This is a genomic window from Undibacterium sp. Tian12W (assembly GCF_049339405.1).
GTDB lineage: Bacteria > Pseudomonadota > Gammaproteobacteria > Burkholderiales > Burkholderiaceae_D > Undibacterium.
Genome location: NZ_JBMPPK010000011.1, coordinates 39,778 through 60,571 on the forward strand (window position 1 = coordinate 39,778; position 20,794 = coordinate 60,571).

20 protein-coding genes are annotated in these 20,794 nt (G+C 52.2%); 14 read left to right on the top strand and 6 right to left on the bottom strand.

The features are described 5' to 3' along the window. Positions 1 to 420: 420 nt before the first annotated feature. Positions 421 to 1,086, bottom strand: a complete 666-nt coding sequence (locus tag ACO0LI_RS15060) for a TetR/AcrR family transcriptional regulator (RefSeq protein ID WP_423033360.1) — start codon at positions 1,084 to 1,086, stop codon at positions 421 to 423. 60 nt (positions 1,087 to 1,146) lie between these two features. Between ACO0LI_RS15060 and ACO0LI_RS15065 the strand changes: the two genes are divergently transcribed. Beyond that, positions 1,147 to 1,950 carry an inositol monophosphatase family protein gene (locus ACO0LI_RS15065; protein WP_423033362.1) on the top strand — a complete coding sequence of 268 codons (804 nt, stop codon included), beginning with the start codon at positions 1,147 to 1,149 and terminating at the stop codon, positions 1,948 to 1,950. A 33-nt stretch (positions 1,951 to 1,983) separates the two neighbouring features. Next, positions 1,984 to 2,670 carry an NAD(P)H-binding protein gene (locus tag ACO0LI_RS15070; RefSeq protein WP_423033364.1) on the top strand — a complete coding sequence of 229 codons (687 nt, stop codon included), beginning with the start codon at positions 1,984 to 1,986 and terminating at the stop codon, positions 2,668 to 2,670. Here ACO0LI_RS15070 and ACO0LI_RS15075 read toward each other — a convergent pair. Beyond that, positions 2,662 to 3,594 (bottom strand): LysR substrate-binding domain-containing protein, encoded by a 933-nt coding sequence (locus ACO0LI_RS15075; RefSeq protein ID WP_423033366.1) that lies wholly within the window; start codon positions 3,592 to 3,594, stop codon positions 2,662 to 2,664. The two genes, ACO0LI_RS15070 and ACO0LI_RS15075, sit on opposite strands and share 9 nt — an antisense overlap. 206 nt (positions 3,595 to 3,800) lie before the next feature. Here ACO0LI_RS15075 and ACO0LI_RS15080 point away from each other — a divergent pair, with 206 nt between their 5' ends. From ACO0LI_RS15080 to ACO0LI_RS15100, 5 genes are all read left to right on the top strand, one after another. Further along, a complete protein-coding gene (locus tag ACO0LI_RS15080) occupies positions 3,801 to 4,943 on the top strand; it encodes an epoxide hydrolase family protein (protein ID WP_422952905.1) in 1,143 nt (380 codons plus the stop codon). Positions 4,944 to 5,064: 121 nt separating this feature from the next. Next, entirely contained in the window at positions 5,065 to 7,002 is a 1,938-nt protein-coding gene (locus ACO0LI_RS15085; protein ID WP_422952906.1) for a peptidase M61, read from the top strand. 229 nt (positions 7,003 to 7,231) lie between these two features. After that, complete coding sequence (locus ACO0LI_RS15090; protein WP_422952907.1) at positions 7,232 to 7,366, top strand: hypothetical protein; 135 nt, start codon at positions 7,232 to 7,234, stop codon at positions 7,364 to 7,366. 113 nt (positions 7,367 to 7,479) lie between these two features. Beyond that, positions 7,480 to 8,043 carry a TetR/AcrR family transcriptional regulator gene (locus ACO0LI_RS15095; RefSeq protein WP_422952908.1) on the top strand — a complete coding sequence of 188 codons (564 nt, stop codon included), beginning with the start codon at positions 7,480 to 7,482 and terminating at the stop codon, positions 8,041 to 8,043. Between the two features lie 55 nt (positions 8,044 to 8,098). Further along, a complete protein-coding gene (locus tag ACO0LI_RS15100) occupies positions 8,099 to 9,127 on the top strand; it encodes an NAD-dependent epimerase/dehydratase family protein (RefSeq protein WP_422952909.1) in 1,029 nt (342 codons plus the stop codon). A 43-nt stretch (positions 9,128 to 9,170) separates the two neighbouring features. On the opposite strand, the gene ACO0LI_RS15105 is transcribed toward ACO0LI_RS15100, so the two are convergent. After that, positions 9,171 to 10,037 (bottom strand): LysR family transcriptional regulator, encoded by an 867-nt coding sequence (locus ACO0LI_RS15105; protein ID WP_422952910.1) that lies wholly within the window; start codon positions 10,035 to 10,037, stop codon positions 9,171 to 9,173. Between the two features lie 113 nt (positions 10,038 to 10,150). On the opposite strand from ACO0LI_RS15105, the gene ACO0LI_RS15110 reads away from it, so the two are divergent. Then, entirely contained in the window at positions 10,151 to 10,690 is a 540-nt protein-coding gene (locus ACO0LI_RS15110) for a hypothetical protein (RefSeq protein ID WP_423033368.1), read from the top strand. 231 nt (positions 10,691 to 10,921) lie between these two features. On the opposite strand, the gene ACO0LI_RS15115 is transcribed toward ACO0LI_RS15110, so the two are convergent. After that, on the bottom strand, positions 10,922 to 11,305 hold the full coding sequence (locus ACO0LI_RS15115) for a winged helix-turn-helix transcriptional regulator (RefSeq protein WP_422952912.1): 384 nt from the start codon (positions 11,303 to 11,305) through the stop codon (positions 10,922 to 10,924). A gap of 484 nt (positions 11,306 to 11,789) precedes the next feature. Between ACO0LI_RS15115 and ACO0LI_RS15120 the strand changes: the two genes are divergently transcribed. The 5 genes from ACO0LI_RS15120 (at position 11,790) to ACO0LI_RS15140 (ending at position 17,586) form a co-directional block, all read left to right on the top strand. After that, positions 11,790 to 13,682, top strand: a complete 1,893-nt coding sequence (locus tag ACO0LI_RS15120) for a DUF1800 family protein (RefSeq protein WP_422952913.1) — start codon at positions 11,790 to 11,792, stop codon at positions 13,680 to 13,682. Positions 13,683 to 13,693: 11 nt separating this feature from the next. Beyond that, positions 13,694 to 15,109: a DUF1501 domain-containing protein gene (locus tag ACO0LI_RS15125; protein WP_422952914.1), complete on the top strand. Its 1,416-nt coding sequence runs from the start codon at positions 13,694 to 13,696 to the stop codon at positions 15,107 to 15,109. 167 nt (positions 15,110 to 15,276) lie between these two features. Next, complete coding sequence (locus ACO0LI_RS15130; protein ID WP_422952915.1) at positions 15,277 to 15,564, top strand: hypothetical protein; 288 nt, start codon at positions 15,277 to 15,279, stop codon at positions 15,562 to 15,564. A 164-nt stretch (positions 15,565 to 15,728) separates the two neighbouring features. Continuing rightward, entirely contained in the window at positions 15,729 to 16,607 is an 879-nt protein-coding gene (locus tag ACO0LI_RS15135; RefSeq protein ID WP_422952916.1) for a hypothetical protein, read from the top strand. 73 nt (positions 16,608 to 16,680) lie between these two features. Further along, complete coding sequence (locus tag ACO0LI_RS15140; protein WP_422952917.1) at positions 16,681 to 17,586, top strand: N-acyl homoserine lactonase family protein; 906 nt, start codon at positions 16,681 to 16,683, stop codon at positions 17,584 to 17,586. A 38-nt stretch (positions 17,587 to 17,624) separates the two neighbouring features. Here the strand turns inward: ACO0LI_RS15140 and ACO0LI_RS15145 are convergent, their stop codons facing one another. Then, positions 17,625 to 17,981 (bottom strand): LysR substrate-binding domain-containing protein, encoded by a 357-nt coding sequence (locus tag ACO0LI_RS15145; protein WP_422952918.1) that lies wholly within the window; start codon positions 17,979 to 17,981, stop codon positions 17,625 to 17,627. Positions 17,982 to 18,016: 35 nt separating this feature from the next. On the opposite strand from ACO0LI_RS15145, the gene ACO0LI_RS15150 reads away from it, so the two are divergent. Then, a complete protein-coding gene (locus ACO0LI_RS15150; protein ID WP_422952994.1) occupies positions 18,017 to 18,418 on the top strand; it encodes a YceI family protein in 402 nt (133 codons plus the stop codon). A 112-nt stretch (positions 18,419 to 18,530) separates the two neighbouring features. Here the strand turns inward: ACO0LI_RS15150 and ACO0LI_RS15155 are convergent, their stop codons facing one another. Further along, positions 18,531 to 20,627, bottom strand: a complete 2,097-nt coding sequence (locus ACO0LI_RS15155; protein WP_422952919.1) for a hypothetical protein — start codon at positions 20,625 to 20,627, stop codon at positions 18,531 to 18,533. Between the last annotated feature and the right edge of the window lie 167 nt (positions 20,628 to 20,794).

A 20,794-nucleotide genomic window follows, 5' to 3' on the forward strand; every position in this document is an offset into this window, starting at 1 on the left:
TGATTCTTGATACACGAAAGCCAGATGAATGATATGCCTGTTTTGTGTTTATGTGAACCAGACTAAAGTTCAGGTCGCTGGCTGTATATTGCAACGATACCCCAGAAAAGGATTCGACCTGCTGCAACACGTTCAGGCGGGTAAACGAAAAAGCATAAGACCTGAAAGCTCACCACAGAGACACAGAGACACTGAGAAATACTTGAGTCAGAAAATTTATTCCTGCCTCCGCTATGAGCCTACCGAAGTAGGGTGCGCCGTGCGCACCGCTCTCATTATCAGCAATTTTTTAGAAACAATTACTTCGCGCGCAGTGATATCTGCATGCACCTGAGATGGTGCGCATGGCGCACCCTACCAGAGAAAATCGCCTCAATCTGCTATTGCTTCAGCTTAACAGACCGCTGTCAGTACGAGCATTCACTCCCCCGCATCCAGATACCCAAACACCGCCCTCCTCACCCGCTTGCGCAAATTGGCTGCGCTGGCGGGGGATTCTGAACCAGCCCGCGCCCCTGCTGCATCGACCAGACCCTTGATGATGCCCATTAAATCGGCCATGACTTCTGCATCGTTTGCACCTTCTGGCATATCAGCCTGAGAGAGTATGTCGTGCACGGTTTTGCGCAGGCGGGCGGATTGGCGTTTGAGGTCTGCGGCGACGGGCAGGCGAAGTTCTTCTGCATCGAGTATTTTTGCCAGCGCCGGTCTTTTTAGCTGGTGGGTGATGGCGACATCGATCAAGTCTTCCAGTGCCTTGCGGCCACCCTGTTCCAGATCTATTTTCTCGGCATCTTCAACCAGTGCGGTGGTTTGCTCCAGTATCAGCGCCCTGCTGATGGCGTCTTTTGAAGGGAAGTACTGATACAGCGAGCCTATGCTGACGCCAGCCTTTCTTGCCACGGCATTGGTGGAGCAGGCACTGAGGCCTTCAGTTTCGAGAATGTGAGCAGCAGCTTGCAATATGGCTTCTACGGTAGCGACAGAGCGGGCTTGTGTGGGGCTTTTACGAGGGGCCAGCGGGGTGGCGGCCTTCTTGATGGGCTTGGTCATGAATGCGAGTTTCCAATATGAGCGATAACTCATATTATATCTCTACTTTGTTGAACACAACGAACACAATGAACTCAAGGAAGGCAAATAATCATGCAAACACAATATGAAAACGATCAACAGTTATTAAACGCCACCGTCATCGCCGTGCGTCAGGCGGCTGACCTGCTGCTCCAGCGTTTCAAGCCAGATGCACGTCCTGCAGACCTGCCGCAACTGCTGACGATGATAGAAGACAATGACACTGCCGTGACCGCGCAATTGCGTGATTCTTTACTGGCTGTGCGCCCAGGTGCACGATGGCTGGACGATGAAAAGTCCAGCGGCCCCCTGCCTGCTGGTGAATGGTGGGTGGCTGACCCGGCAGAAGGCAATGTCAACCATATCCACGGCACGACTGAATGGGCGGTGACAGCAACACTGGTACGTGACAATGTGCCTGTGCTGACGGTAGTTGCTGAGCCGCTGGCGGCAAAGCTGTATACAGCAGTGCGCGGTAGCGGTGCTTATATGAACAGCCAGCCACTGCATGTATCGCAAAAACCTAGCCTGGCAGCGGCCCTGGTCAGCACTGGCCAGGCTACCCCGGGTGAAGGCAAGCTGGCTTACAGCAAGATAGGCCAGTCTGTCACGGCCATGCTGGAACATGCCCTGCTGGTACGCATGGCTGTGCCTGCGACCATGCAACTGGTACAGGTCGCCAGCGGACAACTCGATGCATTCTGGCAGCACGGCAATGTCTTGTCCGGCCTCGTCAGCGGTGCCTTGCTGGTGACAGAAGCCGGTGGTCAGGTAACAGACTGGACAGGCCAGCCCTGGACTTTATCCAGCCCGAATTTTATTGCCAGCGCGCCTGTCATGAATGGCCAGTTGGTAGATATCTTGAAAAACATATAAACAAAATAAATCAATAAAAGAAAAGAGAATAATATGATGAAAGAATACGCAGTAGTCGGTGCCAGCAGCGGCACAGGTTTGGCCATCACCCGTTTGCTGGCCAGTCAGGGTCACACTGTGCGTGCCATTGCACGCAAACCACCCGCAGCAACAGAATTGATCAAGCCCGTCGTTGCCGATGTGGGCAAGCCGGAAGCCATAGCCGCAGCACTGGCAGGTGAGCTGGAGGCAGTGTTTTTTACGGTGGATATCCACAAGGCATTTGCGCCAAAACAGCTGATACGCTCGGTGATGTTTGATGGTTTCGTGAATGTGCTGAATGGTGTACAGCGTCACGCAAAACCACCACGCATTATCCTGTTGTCGGTCATGGGGCCGGGCAAACCTTCACTGACCTGGCTTCTGTTAAATTTGGCTAAGCGCGGCATGCAAAAGAATATAATGGACAGGGAGCAGGCACTTGTCGATAGCGACCTGCCTTATGTGATACTGCGTGCGCCACGCCTGGTTGATGTACTGGAAAATGGAATTGAAACGACCAGGCCAGCAACTGCCGCCATGCTGTCTGCCCAGGCTGATCACCGACTGGACATGAGGCGCACGATAGCAAGGCCAGACCTGGCTGCTGCCATGGTCTCCGCCGCAATTTCAGCACCAGAAAACAGTGTGTGGGATGTGTATGCCAATGATGCGGGGCCAGTGCCTACATGGTTAAGATAAGGATGCAGGCATGATGCCCATGGCGACCATTTGCTTGCGTGACTCCTGCAATTCTTCAAAGAGCCATGCACGCAAATGCAGCAAGGGTGCCCAGTTGCGCAGTGCGGGTGGATAGACGAGATAATAGCGTTGCCGCACATCGTGCCGGGCGATCACTTGCGAGACTTGCACCAGATTGCCATTTACCAGCGCATCCACCGTATAGACGCCACGGGCCAGCGCCAGCCCCAGGTCATGCTCTGCGGCCTGCAACATGAGGCCAGTCTCGGCAAAGCTGGCAACCGGCACGACCTTGCCCTTGATGCCTGCTGCATCCAGCCAGCGCTGCCATACCAGCGGGTCGCCCAGCAGGGGTTCGCGGGCGATTTGTTCTGCTGTGTAATCCTTGAGCCTGTGCGCTGCATGAGGTGAGCCGACCACCAGCAGGGGCAAGTCCAGGTCTGACAACATCTCAGCCTCCAGCCCCTGCCAATGGCCGTTACCAAAGCGTATGCCGGCATGCAGGTCTTGCGACTGCAAGTCACGGCTTTGCTGGGTAGCTTCAATACTCAGGCGGATATTCGGGTGACGTTCGCGCCAGTGGCCTATGCGTGGCAACAACCAGCGCTGGGCAAACGAGGGCACAACAGTGAGGCGCAGCACGGTGTCGGCACCGGCGCTTTCTCCAGCCCTGGCGGCCCTGGCACCGGCTTCCAGCCCATCCAGTGCTGCATCTACGCTTTGCAGGAAAATCTTGCCAGCCGCATTCAACAAAACCCGCCTGCCCTGTCTTTCAAACAAGGCAAACCCTAGCTGCTGCTCCAGCGCGCTGATCTGCTGGCTGATGGCGCTGGGTGTCAGGTTCAACAGTGAAGCAGCAGCACGCAAACTCTGCAACTGGGCAGCGGCACGAAAAGCAGGGAGGAATTGCAAAGGAATACGCATTATTGATTAGCTATGCTTACCAATTCATTAAAAATGATTGCTTTTGAGATGCACTTAATTAAATTAATCTTACCAGACCAGAGGACTTTACAGAAAACAGTATGCATCGCCGCCAGTTTTTGCTCGCCACTGCGCTGGGGATAAGTGCTGAACAATCCACAGGCCAGCCAGCACCTCAGTCTGAATATAAACAGCAAGGACCCAAAATGAAAATCACACCATGGCATGCACCATTAGACGCCTCGCAAGCAAATGACCTCATGCAAAGATTAAGCAATGCACGCTGGGCAGATGCCATTGTCGATGACTGGTCATATGGCACGTCCACGCAGCCGCTACGCCATCTGATCGATTTTTGGCAAACGCGGTATGACATCAATGAGGCGATAAGCAGGCTCAATGCGCTGCCACACTACCAGGCTGAGATAGATGGTTTTCATATTCATTTTTTATATTTCAAGGGCAGGAGTAAAACTAAAAAGCCGCAACCGCTGCTGCTGAGCAATGGCTGGCCTTCTAGCTTTGTCGAATACACCCGGCTCGCGCCCATGCTGGCTGATCCTGGCAGCTATGGAGGTAATGATGAAGATGCCTTTGATGTGATCCTCCCTGCCCATCCCGGCTTTGGTTTGTCTGAGCGCCCGTCCATACCCAAGCAGGTGCAGACCATAGACCTGTTTCACCGCCTCATGCATGAGGGGCTGGGTTACAGCACCTATATGGTATCCGGTACAGACGTTGGTGCAGGTGTGGCAACCCGCATGGCACTGAAATATCCGCAGGCCATCAAGGGCATACATCTGTCGGCAGTGGTAGAGCCACCGGGCATAGCCAGTGCCACTGACCTTAGCAAGGCAGAGCTGGCTTATATGGACAGAGTAAAACAATGGAGCGACAAGGAAGGTGCCTACCTGCATTTGCAGGCAACCAGACCGCAAACCCTGGCCTATGCGCTGAATGACTCACCGCTGGGCCTGACGAGCTGGATACTGGAAAAATTCAGGAACTGGAGCGATGCCGGTGACAATCTGTTTGAAGTTTTCCCTGAGCAGATGCTGCTGGATAACCTGCTGCTGTACTGGGCTACGCAAACCATAGGCTCGTCCATGCGGTATTACTATGAGGCGCGTCACTTTCGTCCGGCCTTGCAGTTGAGCGACAGGGTCAGCGTGCCGACGGCGGTATGCATGTGGCCGAAGGAGCTAGTAGTCGCCCCCAGAGAATGGGCAGCGCGTTTTTATAATCTTGTCCAATACACCAGCCCAGCTCGAGGAGGGCATTTCCCGGCATGGGAGCAAACGCAGGCTTATGCTGAAGACTTGCGGCAATTCAGCCGTGCCTTGAGTTAAGCATGTTAGCAAGCGTGTTTGTGATGGAACTTTATGCCTTAAAAATGGCCTGACACTCTGAAGACTTAAGTGCACAACATTAGGTGCAAACTTATCGAGAATTTTTGTTAACAGATTGCCCATGACTAAAATACTGCCCGCCCTCATCCTGACTTTTTCGCAGATCGCTGTTACAGAACTGGTGCATGCTGACACAGGCCCTAAAGCAGCAATGCCTGCGCCACAGATAGAAGCGCCGCGTGACCGGATATTTCATGGTGTCATGAAACTGGATGTGGATGCCTCGGATACGGTACACAAGATCATCCGTGTGCGGCAAAGCATACCCGTGCAAAAAAGTGGCCACATGGTCTTGCTGTATCCTGAATGGGAGACCACCAGCCATGCAGCTACGCAAACGGTCGCAGACCTGGCAGGTTTGAGCATCATGGCAGGTGATACAAAGCTGGAATGGCAACGTGATGCGGTGAACCCGTATGCTTTTCATATCACCGTGCCAAAAACTGCGCGTGAACTGAAGCTGGATTTCCAGATACTGCCAGCCAGCCGTGGTTTGTCGCCAGACATATTGAAATTGCAATGGTCAAAGCTGGCGCTGTATCCGGCGGGCTGGTATCTGCGCAATATTGCCAGCACCGCCTCCCTCACCCTGCCTGAGAATTTTCAATTCGCCACTTCGCTGGATAGCGATGCAGTCAAGGGCAAGCAGATCAGCTTCAAACAAAGCAGTGTTGACAAACTCATGGATGCGCCTGTCTATGCAGGGCGGTATTTCAAACGGGTAGAACTCACGCCTGCGGGTGCGGCTGTGCCGGTACGTTTGAATATGTTGGGCGACTCTGAGGCTGCGATTGCCATCACGCCAGAATTTTTGGCCAGGTATCAGGCCATGGTGGCGGTTGTTCCTAAACTGTTTAAGGGTCAGCCTTATCCGCATTTTGATTTTCTGGTGACGTTGTCGGATACGATATTTTCTGGCGGTGGTGCCGAGCATTCAGAATCGACAGAGATTAATCTGCCCGCTGATTTTTTCGCGAATGCCGATGCACAATTACGCATTGCCAGCCTGCATCCGCATGAATATGCCCATGCCTGGAATGGCCGCTACCGCCAGCCTGCCGATTTATGGACGCCCAACCTCAACCTGCCCATGCGCGGCAGCCTGCTGTGGATGTATGAGGGGCAGACAGAATTCTGGGGCCGCATACTGACTTCGCACCTGGGTTTCATGACGCGCCAGCAAAGTCTGGATGCACTGGCGATGGATGCCGCCTTTGTCAGCGCCCGCGTGGGCAGGCAATGGAAGTCACTGCAAGACAGCACGATAGACCCCATCTATATGGCAGGCGGCAAGGCCGCAGTGCGCTGGCGCGACTGGCAGCGCCGGGAAGATTATTACGTCGAAGGTGTGATGCTGTGGCTGGATGTAGAGATGCTGATGCGCGAACGTTCATCCGGCAAATTTGGCCTGGCTGATTTTGCTGGCAAGTTCTTTGGTGGCGGCAAGGCGAACAGTGCCATCAGCACCTATACCTTTGCGGATATCTGCAAGGGCCTGAACCAACTCGTGCCTTATGACTGGGCCACCTATTTCACCACCCGTCTGCAAGCCCATGATACCAGCCATGCACTGGATGGCCTGACACGCAGCGGCTATCGCCTGATTTACACCGATGAACCCACAGACTATTTCACGAAGATGGAAGTGGATGCAGGCGCGACGGATTTTTCTCATTCGCTGGGCCTGACCGTCAATAGCAAGGGCGTGGTCAACAGCGTGACATGGGAAGGCCCGGCCTTTCGCGCTGGCATCAGCCTGGGTGCGCGCTTGCTGAACGTGGGCAAGGAAGCGTATTCGGATACGGTATTGAAGCAGGCCATCAAGGCGGCAGCGGTATCGAAGGAGGCGATAGCGCTGACTTTCATGGCGGATGGTAAAACGCGTACTGTTGCGATCAACTATACCGGCTCGCTGCGCTACCCGCGTCTGGAGCGTATTCCTGGTACGGTAGACAAGCTCGAAGGCTTGTTGAGTTTGCCTGTTTATGTGGGTGGGTGATTGCGGGTGGGCCGGGCCTCATCAAACACGTAGGTTGGGCTACGGTTTACCAGCCCAACACTGGGCCTTTGATAAACGAATACGTAATTTATAAGCCGAGTGTTGGGCTGATGAGACGTAGCCCAACCTACGAAACTGAACGTGGTTAAGGAAGCGTTTTCGGATATTGTATTGAAACAGGCGACCAAGGCTGCTGCCGTATCAAAGGAGGCGGATAGAGCTGACTTTTATGGCGGATGGGAAAACGCGTACCGTTGCGATCAACTATACCGGCTCACTGCGCTACCCGCGTCTGGAGCGTATTCCTGGTACGGTGGACAAGCTCGAAGGTTTGTTGAGTTTGCCTGTGTATGTTGGTGTGTGATCAGCGCGCATACCGCTTTAGTTTTGAAATTGCATGTTCGAAAATGGAAAAACATATTATTGACTGACTAAGCACTCTTCTATATTATACAAAAAAATCTCAGGAAAACAGGAATGGCCAGACCAAGAAGTGAGGACAAGCGTAATGCCATCATGGTGGCAGCAACTGGTTTGATTGTCAGCCAGGGACTGAGTGCACCAACATCCATCATCGCCAAAACCGCTGGTGTATCCAATGGTTCCTTGTTCACTTATTTCGAGACCAAAGCAGATTTATTTAATGCACTCTATCTCGAATTGAAGAACGAGATGGCCACTGCTGCAATGAATGGGCTGCCTGCAACCGGGCTGCGCGATCAGGTATTTCATTTATGGACAAACTGGATGGAATGGGCAAGTGTCAACCCTGAAAAGCGACGGGCGCTGGCGCAACTGAGCGTTTCGGAAGAAATCACGCCTGCCAATCGCATCGCAGGGCATCAGGCCATGGCAGGTATCGCTGGCTTGATGGAGCAATGCCGTAGCAGAGGTTCTTTACGCTATGCGCCCATGGGCTTTTTTGTTGGAATCATGAACTCATTGGCAGATGCCACGATGGATTTCATGATCCAGGATCCTGCCAACGCAGCGACGCATAGCCAGACCGGGTTTGAAGCATTGTGGCGCGTGATCAGCTGATTTTTTTTGAATTTTTAATGACTGACTAGTCAAACATTTAAATAAAGGAACGATAATGAAAACTGTTTTAGTGACTGGTGGCAGCGGTTTTATTGCGGGCTGGACCGTTGTTGAATTATTGAAGCGCGGCTACCTTGTGCGCACAACTGTACGTAGCGCCGCCAAAGTAGCGCTTTTACGTACGCAAATATCAGATCAGCTACGGGCACAGCCTGATGGCGATACAAGGCTGACATTTTTCGTTGCGGATCTTAACAACGACGCCGGATGGGATGATGCCGTTGCTGGCTGCGACTATGTAATCCATGTTGCCGCGCCGGTGGGTGTTGATGCACCACGTGATCCAGAAGTGCTGATCGCGCCAACCCGTAATGGCGCTTTGCGCGTGCTCCGTGCCGCCTGCCAGGCAAAGGTTCGGCGCGTAGTGATGACCTCTGCCATTGAAGCTTGCAGGCCAGCGATGAACAGTGCTGATGGCATTTTCGATGAAAGCCTGTGGACTGATACAAGTGATGCCATGCTCGGACCTTACCGTCTCGCCAAAACCCTCGCAGAGCGCGCAGCATGGGATTTCATGTCTGGCCAATCCGGGCCAACAACGCTAACGACCATACTTCCGGCTGCCGTGCTTGGACCGGTTTTCAGTGCGCATTACTCACACTCACTGAATCTGATGCAACGCATGCTGAGCGGCAGCCTGCCCAGATTGCCGCAGCTGGGTTTCTGTGTCGTTGATGTCCGTGACGTAGTTGATCTGCACATCAGCGCCATGCTTGCCCCCGAGGCCGCAGGTGAGCGCTATATCGCCGCCAGCGAATGGATGTGGCTGGCCGAGATTGCCGGGGTCTTGCGGTCAAACCTCGGGAACAGCGCACAGAAAGTACCAACAAAGGCAATGGCAGATTTTTTGTTTCGCACTGTCGCGCTATTTAATCGCCCCATGCAATTTGTCACGCCATTGCTGGGTCGCAAACATGTTTTTACGTCCGACAAGGCAAAGCGCATGCTGGACTGGAATCCGCGCCCTGCGGCTACGACTATCGTCGATTCTGCCCAATGCGCGATTGCACTTGGGGTGGTATGACACATTAATTTCATACGCAAGCATTGCTGGCGCATTGAAAAACTCAGCTATCGTATTGGGTAAATGCGTAGGCGGTGCGTATCGCTTCCGCCAGCGCCATGCTCGCTGCACTGGCCCCATGCGCGGGCATGCGCAGGCTGATGGCAAACTCATCGAGCAATGGCAAGCCAGCCTCTTCGCCGAATATATCCAGCCCCGGCGGCACCGTTGATGGCAGCAAGGCTGTCACGGCCAGGTCTGCCTGCACGGTAGCGCTGATGGCTTCCATGCTGGGGTAATCGACGACATTGCGCCAGTCTATGCTGGCCCTGGCGAGTTCGCGCACTACCGTGGGTTTGAAGACGCAGGTTTCTGACACCAGGCAAATCGGCAATGGCCGTTTTTGCCAGGCACTGCCATCGCGCTTGCCTGCCCAGACTGGTCTTTCCAGTGCCAGCAGCTCTCCTTGAGCAGAGCCAGCAGGTGCTTCAATGATGGCCAGATCCAGCAGGCCGCTGTCAAAGTTTTTCATCAACTCAGTGGATGAACCTGCGAGCAGGGATATCTCTACCTGCGGATAGGCTTTGACAAAGGCAGGCAGGATATTCGGCAGGTGCATGACCATCAGGTCATGCGGCACACCGAGGCGCACTGTGCCTGCTACTTCGGCCAGCATCATTGATGCGAGGATGGCGTCATTCATTTCTACCAGGCTGCGCGCCTTTTGCAGCAAGACCTGTCCTTCCGCTGTCAGGCTGACACCAGACCTGGCCCTGTCCAGCACGCGCTTGCCGATCATGTCTTCCAGCCGCTTGATTTGCTGGCTGACAGCGCCCTGCGTCATGTGCAACCTTTGGGCGGCAAAGCTCATGCTACGGGTTTCTGCGACATGCAGGAAGGTCCTGAGCAAGCCTATGTCGAGGTTTTTCATGGGCGGCGATCAATCATTAGACTTTGTAATACCTTGCATTATGAATATTCGATTTATTAATGACTCTCTGCTCACTATAGTAGCCCAATGCAGTCTTTTGAAGGAAACCCACCATGAAATTGTTACCCCGCACTGCCCTCACTTTCATCCTGACCATCACTATAGCAAGCACTATGACCATGACTAATCCCGCTACCGCCGCTGTCCCATCCCCTGTCGATTTTCAATCCCATTACCTCAGCAGCGCTGAAGACAAACAGGCCATAGCGCGTTTGCTGAACAGCTATACGACGTCTGTCAGCACGGGTGATGGCAAGACCTTTGCCACGCTGCTACTGGATGAGCAAGTGCCTTTCATGGCGGTGCGTGGCGTCGCAGATATCGCCAATACTGGCGCTAGCATCGATACCCGCCGTTATGCGGATTTTCGCCAGAGTGTATTTTCCAGCGGGCGCAAGCTGGAGCAGGCTTTTTACAATGTCGATATCAAACAGGATGGCGCACTGGCGCAAGTGTCGCTGGATTTTGTGACCAAGGAAGCAGGCACCCAAAAAGGTGGCTTTGGCTGGAAGCTGCTGCACCTGCTGAAGATCAATGGCCACTGGAAAATCGCCAGCGAGTTTTATACCGTGCGGGCATTGCCGTCTGAATGAATAGTTCCTTAGTACTCACCATGTGCCCAATTTCCGAGATATGCATCGAAATCACACAGGCTGAGCCACTCACTCATCACAAGAACCTTGATTGGGTACCTAGGCAAGATGGGGGATTTGTAAGTATTGTGTAACAACAAAACCAATTTGTTTCCAAATATCCCGATTAAGACCCGTCATTTGCTGGACGATCCATTTTTTGTATGCGAGCACAAGCCGTTGGACGGCACTTCAATCTTCCAGTTGCTTGTGCTCTGCGTCAAATTTTTTTTGTGCTGCACGTATCTGCACGCAATGCTTCACAGACCAGATGCGCAGTTCATTGATGATGGCAGCAAGCGATATGCCTAGCGGGGTAATCTCATATTCCACCGTCACTGGCACAGTGGCATATGCGGTTCTCTCTATCAAACCGAAGCGCACGAGCTTCTTTAAAGTTTGTGCCAATACTTTTTGGCTGATGCCTCGCATGTCTCTTTTCAGCTCATTAAATCGTATGGGTGATTTGACTACACGTGCCATGACGAGCACTGACCACTTGTCAGACAACTGGTCCAGAACTTCGATGATGGGGCAATCGGCCAGGAAGGCGTCGCTCAATATTTGTTGCCGCATGGTTACCTCTTGGTGACTTGATTACAACTTGGTGGCTCCTTGAAACAAGGTTGGCAATTATGTACCGTTGCGCCTCAGCAAGTAAATAGCTGAAAGACGCATTGCTTGCATCAAGCTTCATTTGCTGTCTGCGCTCATTAAAGAACAGTGATGCCGTTTGAAAAATTGCCCTACTTAGAGTGAACCGGTCAATTTCAGTTCCGCAGTTTTTTACGCTCTTTTTTATATGTTCGCAAATCTGCTTTTGATCTATTGGTCCACTTACTTTCTGAATTCAAGAAATAGGTGAAATCATTTATCTGATTTTCTGATTGATATGCTTAGACATTAAAACATTAAGGAATGCAAAGATCGTAATGCGTTTTTATTGGCTTGTTCTTCATAGGTGCGTAGAACAAGAAATTATCTGCTGAAGTTTTACCTCATCCGTCTCAATGGCTTTAAAACGAGGAGTTCATAAGTGAAAAAAATATTATCAAGTCGAATGACGATTATCTTTCTGACTTCGCCGCTGCTGGCGTTCTATCTGGCTGGCTGTGGCTCCAGCAGCAGTTCAAACCAGGGAGACAAAGGGGGAAAAGCAGCACCTCCCCCCATCGCAGCGGGAGTGGCAAGCTCATTAGGTGGGGCCGATCTGCAATCTCTGGCAGATGCATCGCGCCTGATGCACCAGGCGACGTTCGGCCCCACGCTGAAAGGTCTGGCAGAAATCCAGCAATCAGGTGCAAGGCAATGGATTATCAATCAGTTTGGAAAGACCCCCACGCAATACACGGTCGGCAATGAATTCATCGATAAAGTATCCGGCGGTTGTGCAGGCGGTAGCAACTTCGATGAACACTTCACGGCAGATCACTGCGGACGCGACAATATGACCAGCGACCCGCTGGTGTGGGAATTCTATCGTCAGGCCATCAATGCAGATGATCAATTGCGTGGCCGGGTCGCGTTAGCACTGTCCGAAATTCTCGTTGGCATGGGTGAAGACTCTGATCACACCTATGGCATGCGCATTCATCAGCAGATTTTCCGCGACCAGGCTTTTGGCAATTACTTTGATATCTTGCGATCATTTTCGCTCAGCCCGGTCACTGGCGACTTCATCAACTCTGTCAATAATGATGGCGTGGACCCAAATCAGAATTATGGCCGTGAATTTTTACAATTGTTCTCCGTCGGCCCCTGCCTGCTGAATCATGATGGCAGCTTGCAGCAAAACAAGTGCAAGCCTACCTATACAGAAGAAATCGCATTGAACTACGCCTATGCGTTTTCTGGCCTGACCTACCCTGCGGGCGGTTACTCGCGCTACACCACCCGCAACCCCAATTCCTGGAACAATTCTTACTATGCAGGGCCTATGGTGCTCATCGATGCCAAGCACGATGATCCCGCGGCCATCTCCAGGGGTGACAAGCGTCTGCTGTTATCTGATGTAACGATACCCGCGTCGCGCAACGCGAAACAGGCCTTTGATGCGGCCCTGCAGGCAGTGCAGGCGCACCCTAACGTCAGCCCCTTCATCAGCAAGCTCCTGATACAGCGCCTGGTGACCAGCAACCCCAAGCCAGCCTATGTAAGCCGTGTGGCAGATGCATTTGATAGCGGCAAATTTGGAGATATAGGAGCAGGTAAGCGAGGTGATATGAAGGCTGTTATCGCCGCCATCTTGCTTGACCCGGAAGCACGCGACAGCGCCAGCGCCGCTGACCCTGCCTTTGGCAAGCTCAAGGAACCTATCGTCTACATGAGCTCCTTATTCCGTGCTCTGGAAGGCTCTGTCACTGATGGTCGCCAGATGGGGCGACATAGTGCAGGTGAAGATCTGGGGCAACTGGTTTTTGATTCGCCAACCGTATTCAATTTCTTTAAACCAGATGCGTCATTGCCAGGCGCCAACCTAAACAAGCTGGTCGGACCAGAGTTTGAAATCAACGGTGCCAACGAGCTTTTTGCACGCGCCAATTTTGATAATTATCTGGTCTTTGACCAGTACAACGAAGGTACAGGCATCTTGCCTGATTGCGATACCGGCCTTAAGCGCTCAAATGGCAAATGTCCTCTCGCTGCAGATGGCCAGCAGCGCTACAACTCTCCATGGGATTTGGGCACCAGGCTGGAATACAAAAGCCTGGTCGCGCAGGCAGCAGACGCAAACAGCCTGGTACGCTGGATGAACGCCGCCTTTGCTGCAGGTGGCTTGCCTGAGGCGGATATCAAAACCATCGTTGATGCCATCAGCAAATGGACGCCAGCCAGCGATACGGCCAATAACGGCAAACTCGTGAAGACCTATAAGAGCGATTATTTAACCGAGCGTGTGAAGCTGGCTCTGTATCTGATCCGCAAGTCTGGGTACTATCAAATTCAACGCTAAGGAGCATCCCTATGAATCGTAGAAATTTTTTAAAGACTGGCGTTGCTTCGACGATAGGCAGCATGGCTACCGGCGTTTCAGTATTTTCATATACCGATGCAAATGCACAGAGTAATGACTACAAGGCGCTTATTTATGTCTATATGGTGGGAGGCAATGATGGTTTCAATTGCTTTGTGCCCATGGATGAGGCAATTTATAAAATATACAACCAGTCCAGAGGAGGTGCCGACGGCGTGGCGTTGCGCCGCAATGCTGGCGATGCAGGTATTGGTGGCGATAATGGGTTGCTGATTCCACTGGATGGGCCAGAACATCTGGGCATGCATCCATCCATGAAACCATTGCAATCCTTCTGGAATGACAAGAGCATGGCCATCATCACGAATGTGGGCCCTTTGGTCAGGCCTGTTACCAAGGCTGAATATGCCGGTCTGGTCAGGGATGGTGACAGCAGCCAGATCCCGAATCAACTGTTTGACCATGGCGGACAACAGAACTGCTGGCACAATGCCATGGGTGACCCCAAGGTACAAAGTGGCTGGGGTGGCCGTGCCTTGCAAAATGCGGGCATAGGCAAATCATACTCATTTGCAGGTGACAAACGCTGGGGCCAGGCACCAAGGGTTGCGCAATTGCGTTTGTCTGGTACTGCGCTCAGTTATGACGACAATGCCATCAAACAATCTGGTGTAACGACGACATCGCGGCTGGACCTCATCAAGATGCTGGTTGGTTCAGCCACAGCTAGCACTTCAGAGTTCGTCAAGGCCTGGGGTGACCAGGAAAAATCTACCATCGATGTCAATGAAACCATCAGCCCATTATTTTCAGGTACGCCTGCAGCTGAAATTGCGGCAGGGTTTGCATCAGCCAGGGACGTAGGCTTTGTAAGGCATCTGCGACGTGCTGCCACCATAATCAGTGCCCGTTCAAAACTGGGCGGTGTACGCGACATTATCTGTGTGGGAACAGGGGATTTTGATACCCATTCCAACCAGTTGCAAAGACATCCCATTTTATTGCGCGATATGTCAGAAGCCCTGGCGGGTTTTACCAGCACCATGCGGCTGATGGGCTTGTCCGACAAGGTCACTGTCATGACGGCGTCTGACTTTGGGCGTTCGTTAAAACCAAACAGTAGCAATGGTACTGACCATGCGTGGGGTAATTGCCAGCTTGTGCTGGGAGGTGCCGTGCGTGGACAAAAATCCTACGGCACCTGGCCCGACTATGCACTCGGTGGCGCTGACGACAAAGGCAGTGGGCCAAATGCAAAAGGCCAGTTCATCCCTACAACATCGGTCAACCAATATGCGGCCACGGTACTGGACTGGTTTTTGCCCAACAGCCAGTTGGGTAGCACGCTGCCTGACCTTGCCAATTTTACGGTAAAAAATCTGGGCTTCATGAAACCGGGGGCCTAAGCTGCAGATGAGCTGCAGATACGTTGCAGATGTCTTGCACATTCAATGATCGTCAAACGGAGGAAAGGAGCGAGCAAGCAATCAGCGGTAAACATAATGACGGCAGTTGATGCTCTTAGCAAGCGGCTGATCCGTCATTGGCATTTAAAAATTTATCAGGAGTACCTATGAAAGTCATTATTAATTGCGCCGTTGTCATCGCGCTCGCCCATGGAATTTTGTTGTCACCGGCGAATGCTGGCCCGGTTCCGCCAGCACCACCAACACGTCCGGTGACAGCAACGCCACCACCGCCACCTGTACGCCCGGCATTGCCAACACCAGGCAATGCCAATGGTACGTCAAGCACCAATAATAACGTTGTTGCAGGAACTCCAGTGACGACGACCAGCAATGGCAATACCACAACGGTCAATTGCAGTTCTGGCAGTAATTGCAGCGTTTCAGGTAAATGAACGAAGCGCTGACTTCATAAAAACTGTGTATACAGTACCTCGCGGATGCACCCGGCATTTCTTTATTACGCAGGATGCATCTGTCTTTATAGACTATCGCATCCCTTGCACTGGATGTAGCAGTAGACACTAAAGCAAAAAAACTCCTTCGGATTTTTTACCACATGCTTGTAAATATAGATATTCACCCCGGCAGCAAAGAAGATGGTAGTCAGATCAATCTCAAGATACCGGTCACTACCCAGATATCAACGACCGATATAAATGTATCCAAACGAGGAAATCCAAAAAATAAGCACTCGTCCACCAGTGACGAAGTTCTAGCATGGCATGTATTGTTAAAGCAAGGTCGTGGCCAGGCTGCACTGGATGTCACGCGTATCTCTGCCATGGAAGAAATGCATGCAAATGGAGAATTTGCTGAGCTGGTACGCAGTCGTCCCTTGCTGATGTTATTGCGGCTGCAACGCTGGGATGAACTTTTTCAAGAACCTGTTGCCCAAGGCAGAAGAGGAATCGCCGCTATCTTGTATTTTTTTGCCAGAGGTGTAGCTTTTGCACGCATGGGTAATCTGGCCTGTGCAACAGATGCGATGAAAAGGCTGGAGCCCATTGCCAGCACCATCGCTGGCTCGCACGCAAAAGATGAACCACTGGACAAGACCATGTGCAACCTGGCATTGGTCACGCGTGAGCAATTGCGTGCAGAAGTGGCGCTGGCAGAGGGCAAGACGGAGGCAGCACTGCGGCACCAAAAGTCAGCAAGCATATTTGCTGAATATCTGGAGCACGCCCAGCCACCAATCTTGGCAGATAACAGCATGCTGGCACTCGCCAACATGCAGATGCGGGTACAACTATGGCCGGATGCTGAACAGACTTACCACAAATATCTCACTCAACATCCTGCATGCGGCTGGGCACTGCAAGGACTGATCCACGTCGCGACTGCGCAAGGCCGTGAGGCTGAAGTCAAGAAATTGAAACTGGATCTGAGTCGTAGTTGGTCTGAAGCCGATGCGTCGCTGTTAAACCAAGCATAATTTTTGAGAAGTCCATGGCTCTTCAAATTTTAAAAAATTAGGCACTTTCACAAGGTCAACAATGAAGAATCACATGGCAGGTAAATTACAGATATCACTACCTCATCAACTGCACAAGCTTGCAGCCAGTCTGGTCATTATTTGTGGCATGGTATTTGCCAACGCATCGCCTGCTTTGGCAACGACGACTGCAATTGATACTTCCCCAGGAATCGGTGTCAAGTTGTATGCACTGGACTGTGGCCGGGTAGAAATGACAGATATGGACTTTCTCGCTGACGATGGTTCATTGAAGGGCGTCCCCGGAAAATCAGTCGTCCCCTGCTTCGTGATCCGGCACCCGCGCGGTGACCTGATGTGGGACACAGGTTTGCCAGACAGCACCAGAGACAAGACACCGGCCCCGGGAGCAGCATTTCGCTTTACACTAAAGCAGACGCTGTCACAACAACTTGCCCTGATAGGCTTGAGCCCGGCAGGGTTCAAGTACGTATCCTTTTCACATCTGCACTTTGACCATGCGGGCAATGGCAATTTGTTTGCAGGTTCCACATGGATAGTCGACAAGAATGAATTAAAGAATGCTTTTTCCGCCACCGCAAAACAACGTGGTGAGAGCGTGCACTATGACAAACTCAAATCCACCAGGAAAATTATCATGCCTGCCCAGCGCCCCTTTGACGTATTTGGCGATGGCACGGTGACGATACATCACGCACCTGGACACACGGCAGGACATACCATCCTGCTAATAAAAACTGCGGCCAGTGGCGCCGTTCTGCTGACGGGTGACTTGTGGATCGTCAAGGAATCACAAGAACGCAGATTGATCCCCATCTATAACTTCAGCAAAACACAGACTTTGCAATCCATGGATTATGCAGAAGCCCTGGCCAGCAAGAACAAGGCGCGCATCATCAGACAGCATGTGATCGAAGATTTTGACAAACTGCCGGTGTTTCCTGCTGCGCTGGAATAACCCAAGATCAGGAATAGCGAAACATCTTGTAAAGCCAGTCAAAAGAAACCCGCTTTAGACGTCTTCAGGAAATCGTTAAAAATCTCTACCGTCCAATCTACAAAAGCACGGGTCTTTCGGGCCATATTTTTATTGGAGCTAAAGGCAATATGCACTGGCAATGCCTCACTGCTCCAATGCGGTAAGACAGGCACCAATGCACCGCTCAGCAAATGTTCACGTGCCAGGAATTCATACGTAGACAATATGCCCAAGCCTGTCAGGGCTGCAAGCAAGGCTGCATTCGAGTCGTTTACCCATAGCAGCTGCTTGCCGTCAAGGAGCAAGGTTTCATCAACCAGCGTTAACGGGTATTCTATCTCCTTATTACGAAATTGGTCATCTTGGCTATTCAATAGAACGCGGTACTTTCAATAAAGTCACAGGTGACATTACTATAGACCAGGAAAAGAAGACAGGATCTGTCGACATCACGATAGAGACCAGCAGTCTTAACTCAAACTGGGCGGAGCGCGATACCGAATTGAAAGGCAAGAACTTTTTCAACGTTGAACAATTCCCGAGCATGACTTTCAAATCCAGCAGCGTAAAATATATTGGAACAGCGATCACTACTGTCGAAGGCAAGTTGACACTATTGGGAGTGAGCAGGCCTGTCACTTTGACGGTAAGTCAGTTCAAATGCGCCCCTCATCCGCTGCTGAAGAAATTCTGGTGTGGTGCTGAAGCATCGGCTACCATCAAGCGCAGTGAATTTGGCATGACCGCTTACCTGCCGGTCTTACCTGATGAAGTGAATCTGGTGATCCCGATTGAAGCCGGGCAGATGTGATCTTGATCCGCATCCATTTTTGCCAAGTCCGCTCTGAGCAATCATGGAATGGAAAAGGTGGATGAGCAGACAGCTATCCACCTTTTAATTTCGGTCTGTAATAACAGCGATACTAGCGCGCCGCCAGTCCACTACGCGGCACGATCGCAAATTCTGGCAATGCAGTGTAATCAGGCAAGACACTGCGTTGCATGAATTTTTGCCAGGCTGCGGCACCGCCAGTAAAACCAGAATCTGCTGCATACGCCAGGGCGGGCTGCATGTTCGATGGATAGCCGGTAGCTATGCTTGAATAACCTGTCATCTCACCCACCTTCAATCCCAGCGCTTTTGCCATTTCCGGGCTATTGCAGGCCATGCCAGCCACGACAGGATTACGACTGGCCTCATACGCCTGCCCAAACGTGGTGTACAAGGGTGCAGTCGCGCTTGCCCTGAGGTTAAGGCTGTAGATGCCGCCAAAAATCCAGCAGTAATCAGGTGCCAGCATGCGGTTCACCGGGAACCTGGCTTTCCAGCTCAGTAGTGGCTGGGCCTTGCTGAAGCCCAGTTCAGCAGCACGCCCGGCTGCCGAGGTGAAGAAGTCATCCATCCACGGTGCTATACCGATATTGCTGTTGTAAACAATCGCACCCGGGCCGGTGATGGCACCAAAGATATTGGCTGTCGCATTATTGCTATAGGTGGTGTTGTAGTAATCCAGATTGTTCGACAATATCCTGGTGAACTCGGCCTTGAGTACATCGTTGTCAGGCGTAATATAGGCGGTCTCGGCCAGGTTGCGTATATCCCAGGCCTGCACACGCACGTTCGACTGGAAGATCAGGCCCTGGACATTGGCGCGATAACCGGGGTTGGTCTGGAACACATCCCACATGGCCCAGAACTGCATTTCCTCAAGGTGATAATAATCACCTGTGACCAGGTAAGGCAGGTAGCTGAAGGCTGGTGTATGCGCAGCATCTGCAATATTAGGGTTGCTGCAAGTACCGCCACAGACCGGGAAAGCCTCGCGCTGCCTGGTGGCAGGGTTGTAGGTGTCACCCGGATTACCAAGTATGGTCATGTAAGGATAATCATGCAGGCTGATGGGCTTGTCGGTCTTTTGATCGCGGTAATGGGCAGACCAGCTGCCAGCCAGGTCTGCCGTCGCCAGTGTGGCGTCTTTGGCGCGCTTGTCCATGCTTAGCAGGTACGCGGCAGACCAGCCAGGCATGAGGCCAATATCCGGCCTGCCACCAGTAGTGGGCATGCCAGGTTCCGCCAGGCCCGGCCCCATGGGCTGGAACTTGACGCCGCTCATGAGGTTTTTCATATTGTTCAACGCTGTCTCGGAAATGGCTATGCGCTGGTCATAATTGGGCACGGCCTTGCTGGCGATGAGGTAGGCCTTGTTATGGGCGATATGGGTTTGCGGTGCATTGCCCCACCAGAAAGTCTTGCGCCAGCGGGTGTGATGAAAATGCGTCAGATTGGCTTGTGAAAACACGCTCTGGCCACCGATGACAACCTCGGCATCATAAATAAAATTTTGCGGTGCAGGTTGATAGGCCCAGTCATTTTCTATCGTCATATCGACCCTGGCCTTGCTATAGCCGGTATAAGAGCGTATTGCAAAGCGCGCATGCAGATGGGGATGGGTCAAACCAGTGGAATCATACAGCGGCGCAGACACCAGCCATTCACCCGTTTGTGAACCACTGAGCCAGTCTTGCACCTTGCCACTCCTGAGCGCCTGGTCAATTGACGCGGTATACAACCTGCCCGCTATCGTGATATTCACGCTACCATTGAAACCGGCATTGAGCAAATCGGCAGGCTTGGCAACCTGGTTTGCAGGTGGTGCCAGAGGAGCCAGTTTCAATTGCAGGCTTTGCGGCGCACTCTTGCTCAGTTGCGGCAAGACCGTGCTGATAATGGCATGGCGCACCGAGCCATCGGCATGCCTGGCCTTGACATCGACCTGCAATGAAATGCCCACCCCGCTGCTGAGCTGACCTGCCAGACTGGCACCGGCTGGCACATCACCGACGGCAAAAGTCTGGCCGAAAGTGACGGGAACATTGCTCTGCACAGTATCAACCGTGCTGCTGATACTGACATCAGGAAGTGAGGTGTTTGTAACGCTACTGGTCTGGGCAAACGCAGAGGATAGCGCAAGGGCGAGCAAGCCCACGGCTGCGCATGCAACCGGAATTTTCTTTGACATGGTGAATTCACTTTCGATTGTGAAAGGGTGAGAAGAGCACAGCAACAGTGCCGCGTTGAGCCACTGAATAGTAGTCAAAAAATACAGCAGTCACATGACCGTTCATCGCCAGAAACCTACCAGTGGTGCATAAAAATGCAGAAACAAAATACAGTGCAACCAAACAC

What these genes read in the sequence shown, in the direction of transcription:
- ACO0LI_RS15115 (WP_422952912.1), bottom strand. Translation starts at nt 11,305, where the DNA reads ATGCGGCAACAAATATTGAGCGACGCCTTCCTGGCCGATTGCCCCATC.
- ACO0LI_RS15065 (WP_423033362.1), top strand. Translation starts at nt 1,147, where the DNA reads ATGCAAACACAATATGAAAACGATCAACAGTTATTAAACGCCACCGTC.
- ACO0LI_RS15090 (WP_422952907.1), top strand. Translation starts at nt 7,232, where the DNA reads ATGGCGGATGGGAAAACGCGTACCGTTGCGATCAACTATACCGGCTCA.
- ACO0LI_RS15120 (WP_422952913.1), top strand. Translation starts at nt 11,790, where the DNA reads ATGACGATTATCTTTCTGACTTCGCCGCTGCTGGCGTTCTATCTGGCT.
- ACO0LI_RS15080 (WP_422952905.1), top strand. Translation starts at nt 3,801, where the DNA reads ATGAAAATCACACCATGGCATGCACCATTAGACGCCTCGCAAGCAAAT.
- ACO0LI_RS15130 (WP_422952915.1), top strand. Translation starts at nt 15,277, where the DNA reads ATGAAAGTCATTATTAATTGCGCCGTTGTCATCGCGCTCGCCCATGGA.
- ACO0LI_RS15070 (WP_423033364.1), top strand. Translation starts at nt 1,984, where the DNA reads ATGATGAAAGAATACGCAGTAGTCGGTGCCAGCAGCGGCACAGGTTTG.
- ACO0LI_RS15140 (WP_422952917.1), top strand. Translation starts at nt 16,681, where the DNA reads ATGGCAGGTAAATTACAGATATCACTACCTCATCAACTGCACAAGCTT.
- ACO0LI_RS15085 (WP_422952906.1), top strand. Translation starts at nt 5,065, where the DNA reads ATGACTAAAATACTGCCCGCCCTCATCCTGACTTTTTCGCAGATCGCT.
- ACO0LI_RS15060 (WP_423033360.1), bottom strand. Translation starts at nt 1,086, where the DNA reads ATGAGTTATCGCTCATATTGGAAACTCGCATTCATGACCAAGCCCATC.
- ACO0LI_RS15110 (WP_423033368.1), top strand. Translation starts at nt 10,151, where the DNA reads ATGAAATTGTTACCCCGCACTGCCCTCACTTTCATCCTGACCATCACT.
- ACO0LI_RS15155 (WP_422952919.1), bottom strand. Translation starts at nt 20,627, where the DNA reads ATGTCAAAGAAAATTCCGGTTGCATGCGCAGCCGTGGGCTTGCTCGCC.
- ACO0LI_RS15075 (WP_423033366.1), bottom strand. Translation starts at nt 3,594, where the DNA reads ATGCGTATTCCTTTGCAATTCCTCCCTGCTTTTCGTGCCGCTGCCCAG.
- ACO0LI_RS15135 (WP_422952916.1), top strand. Translation starts at nt 15,729, where the DNA reads ATGCTTGTAAATATAGATATTCACCCCGGCAGCAAAGAAGATGGTAGT.
- ACO0LI_RS15095 (WP_422952908.1), top strand. Translation starts at nt 7,480, where the DNA reads ATGGCCAGACCAAGAAGTGAGGACAAGCGTAATGCCATCATGGTGGCA.
- ACO0LI_RS15105 (WP_422952910.1), bottom strand. Translation starts at nt 10,037, where the DNA reads ATGAAAAACCTCGACATAGGCTTGCTCAGGACCTTCCTGCATGTCGCA.
- ACO0LI_RS15125 (WP_422952914.1), top strand. Translation starts at nt 13,694, where the DNA reads ATGAATCGTAGAAATTTTTTAAAGACTGGCGTTGCTTCGACGATAGGC.
- ACO0LI_RS15100 (WP_422952909.1), top strand. Translation starts at nt 8,099, where the DNA reads ATGAAAACTGTTTTAGTGACTGGTGGCAGCGGTTTTATTGCGGGCTGG.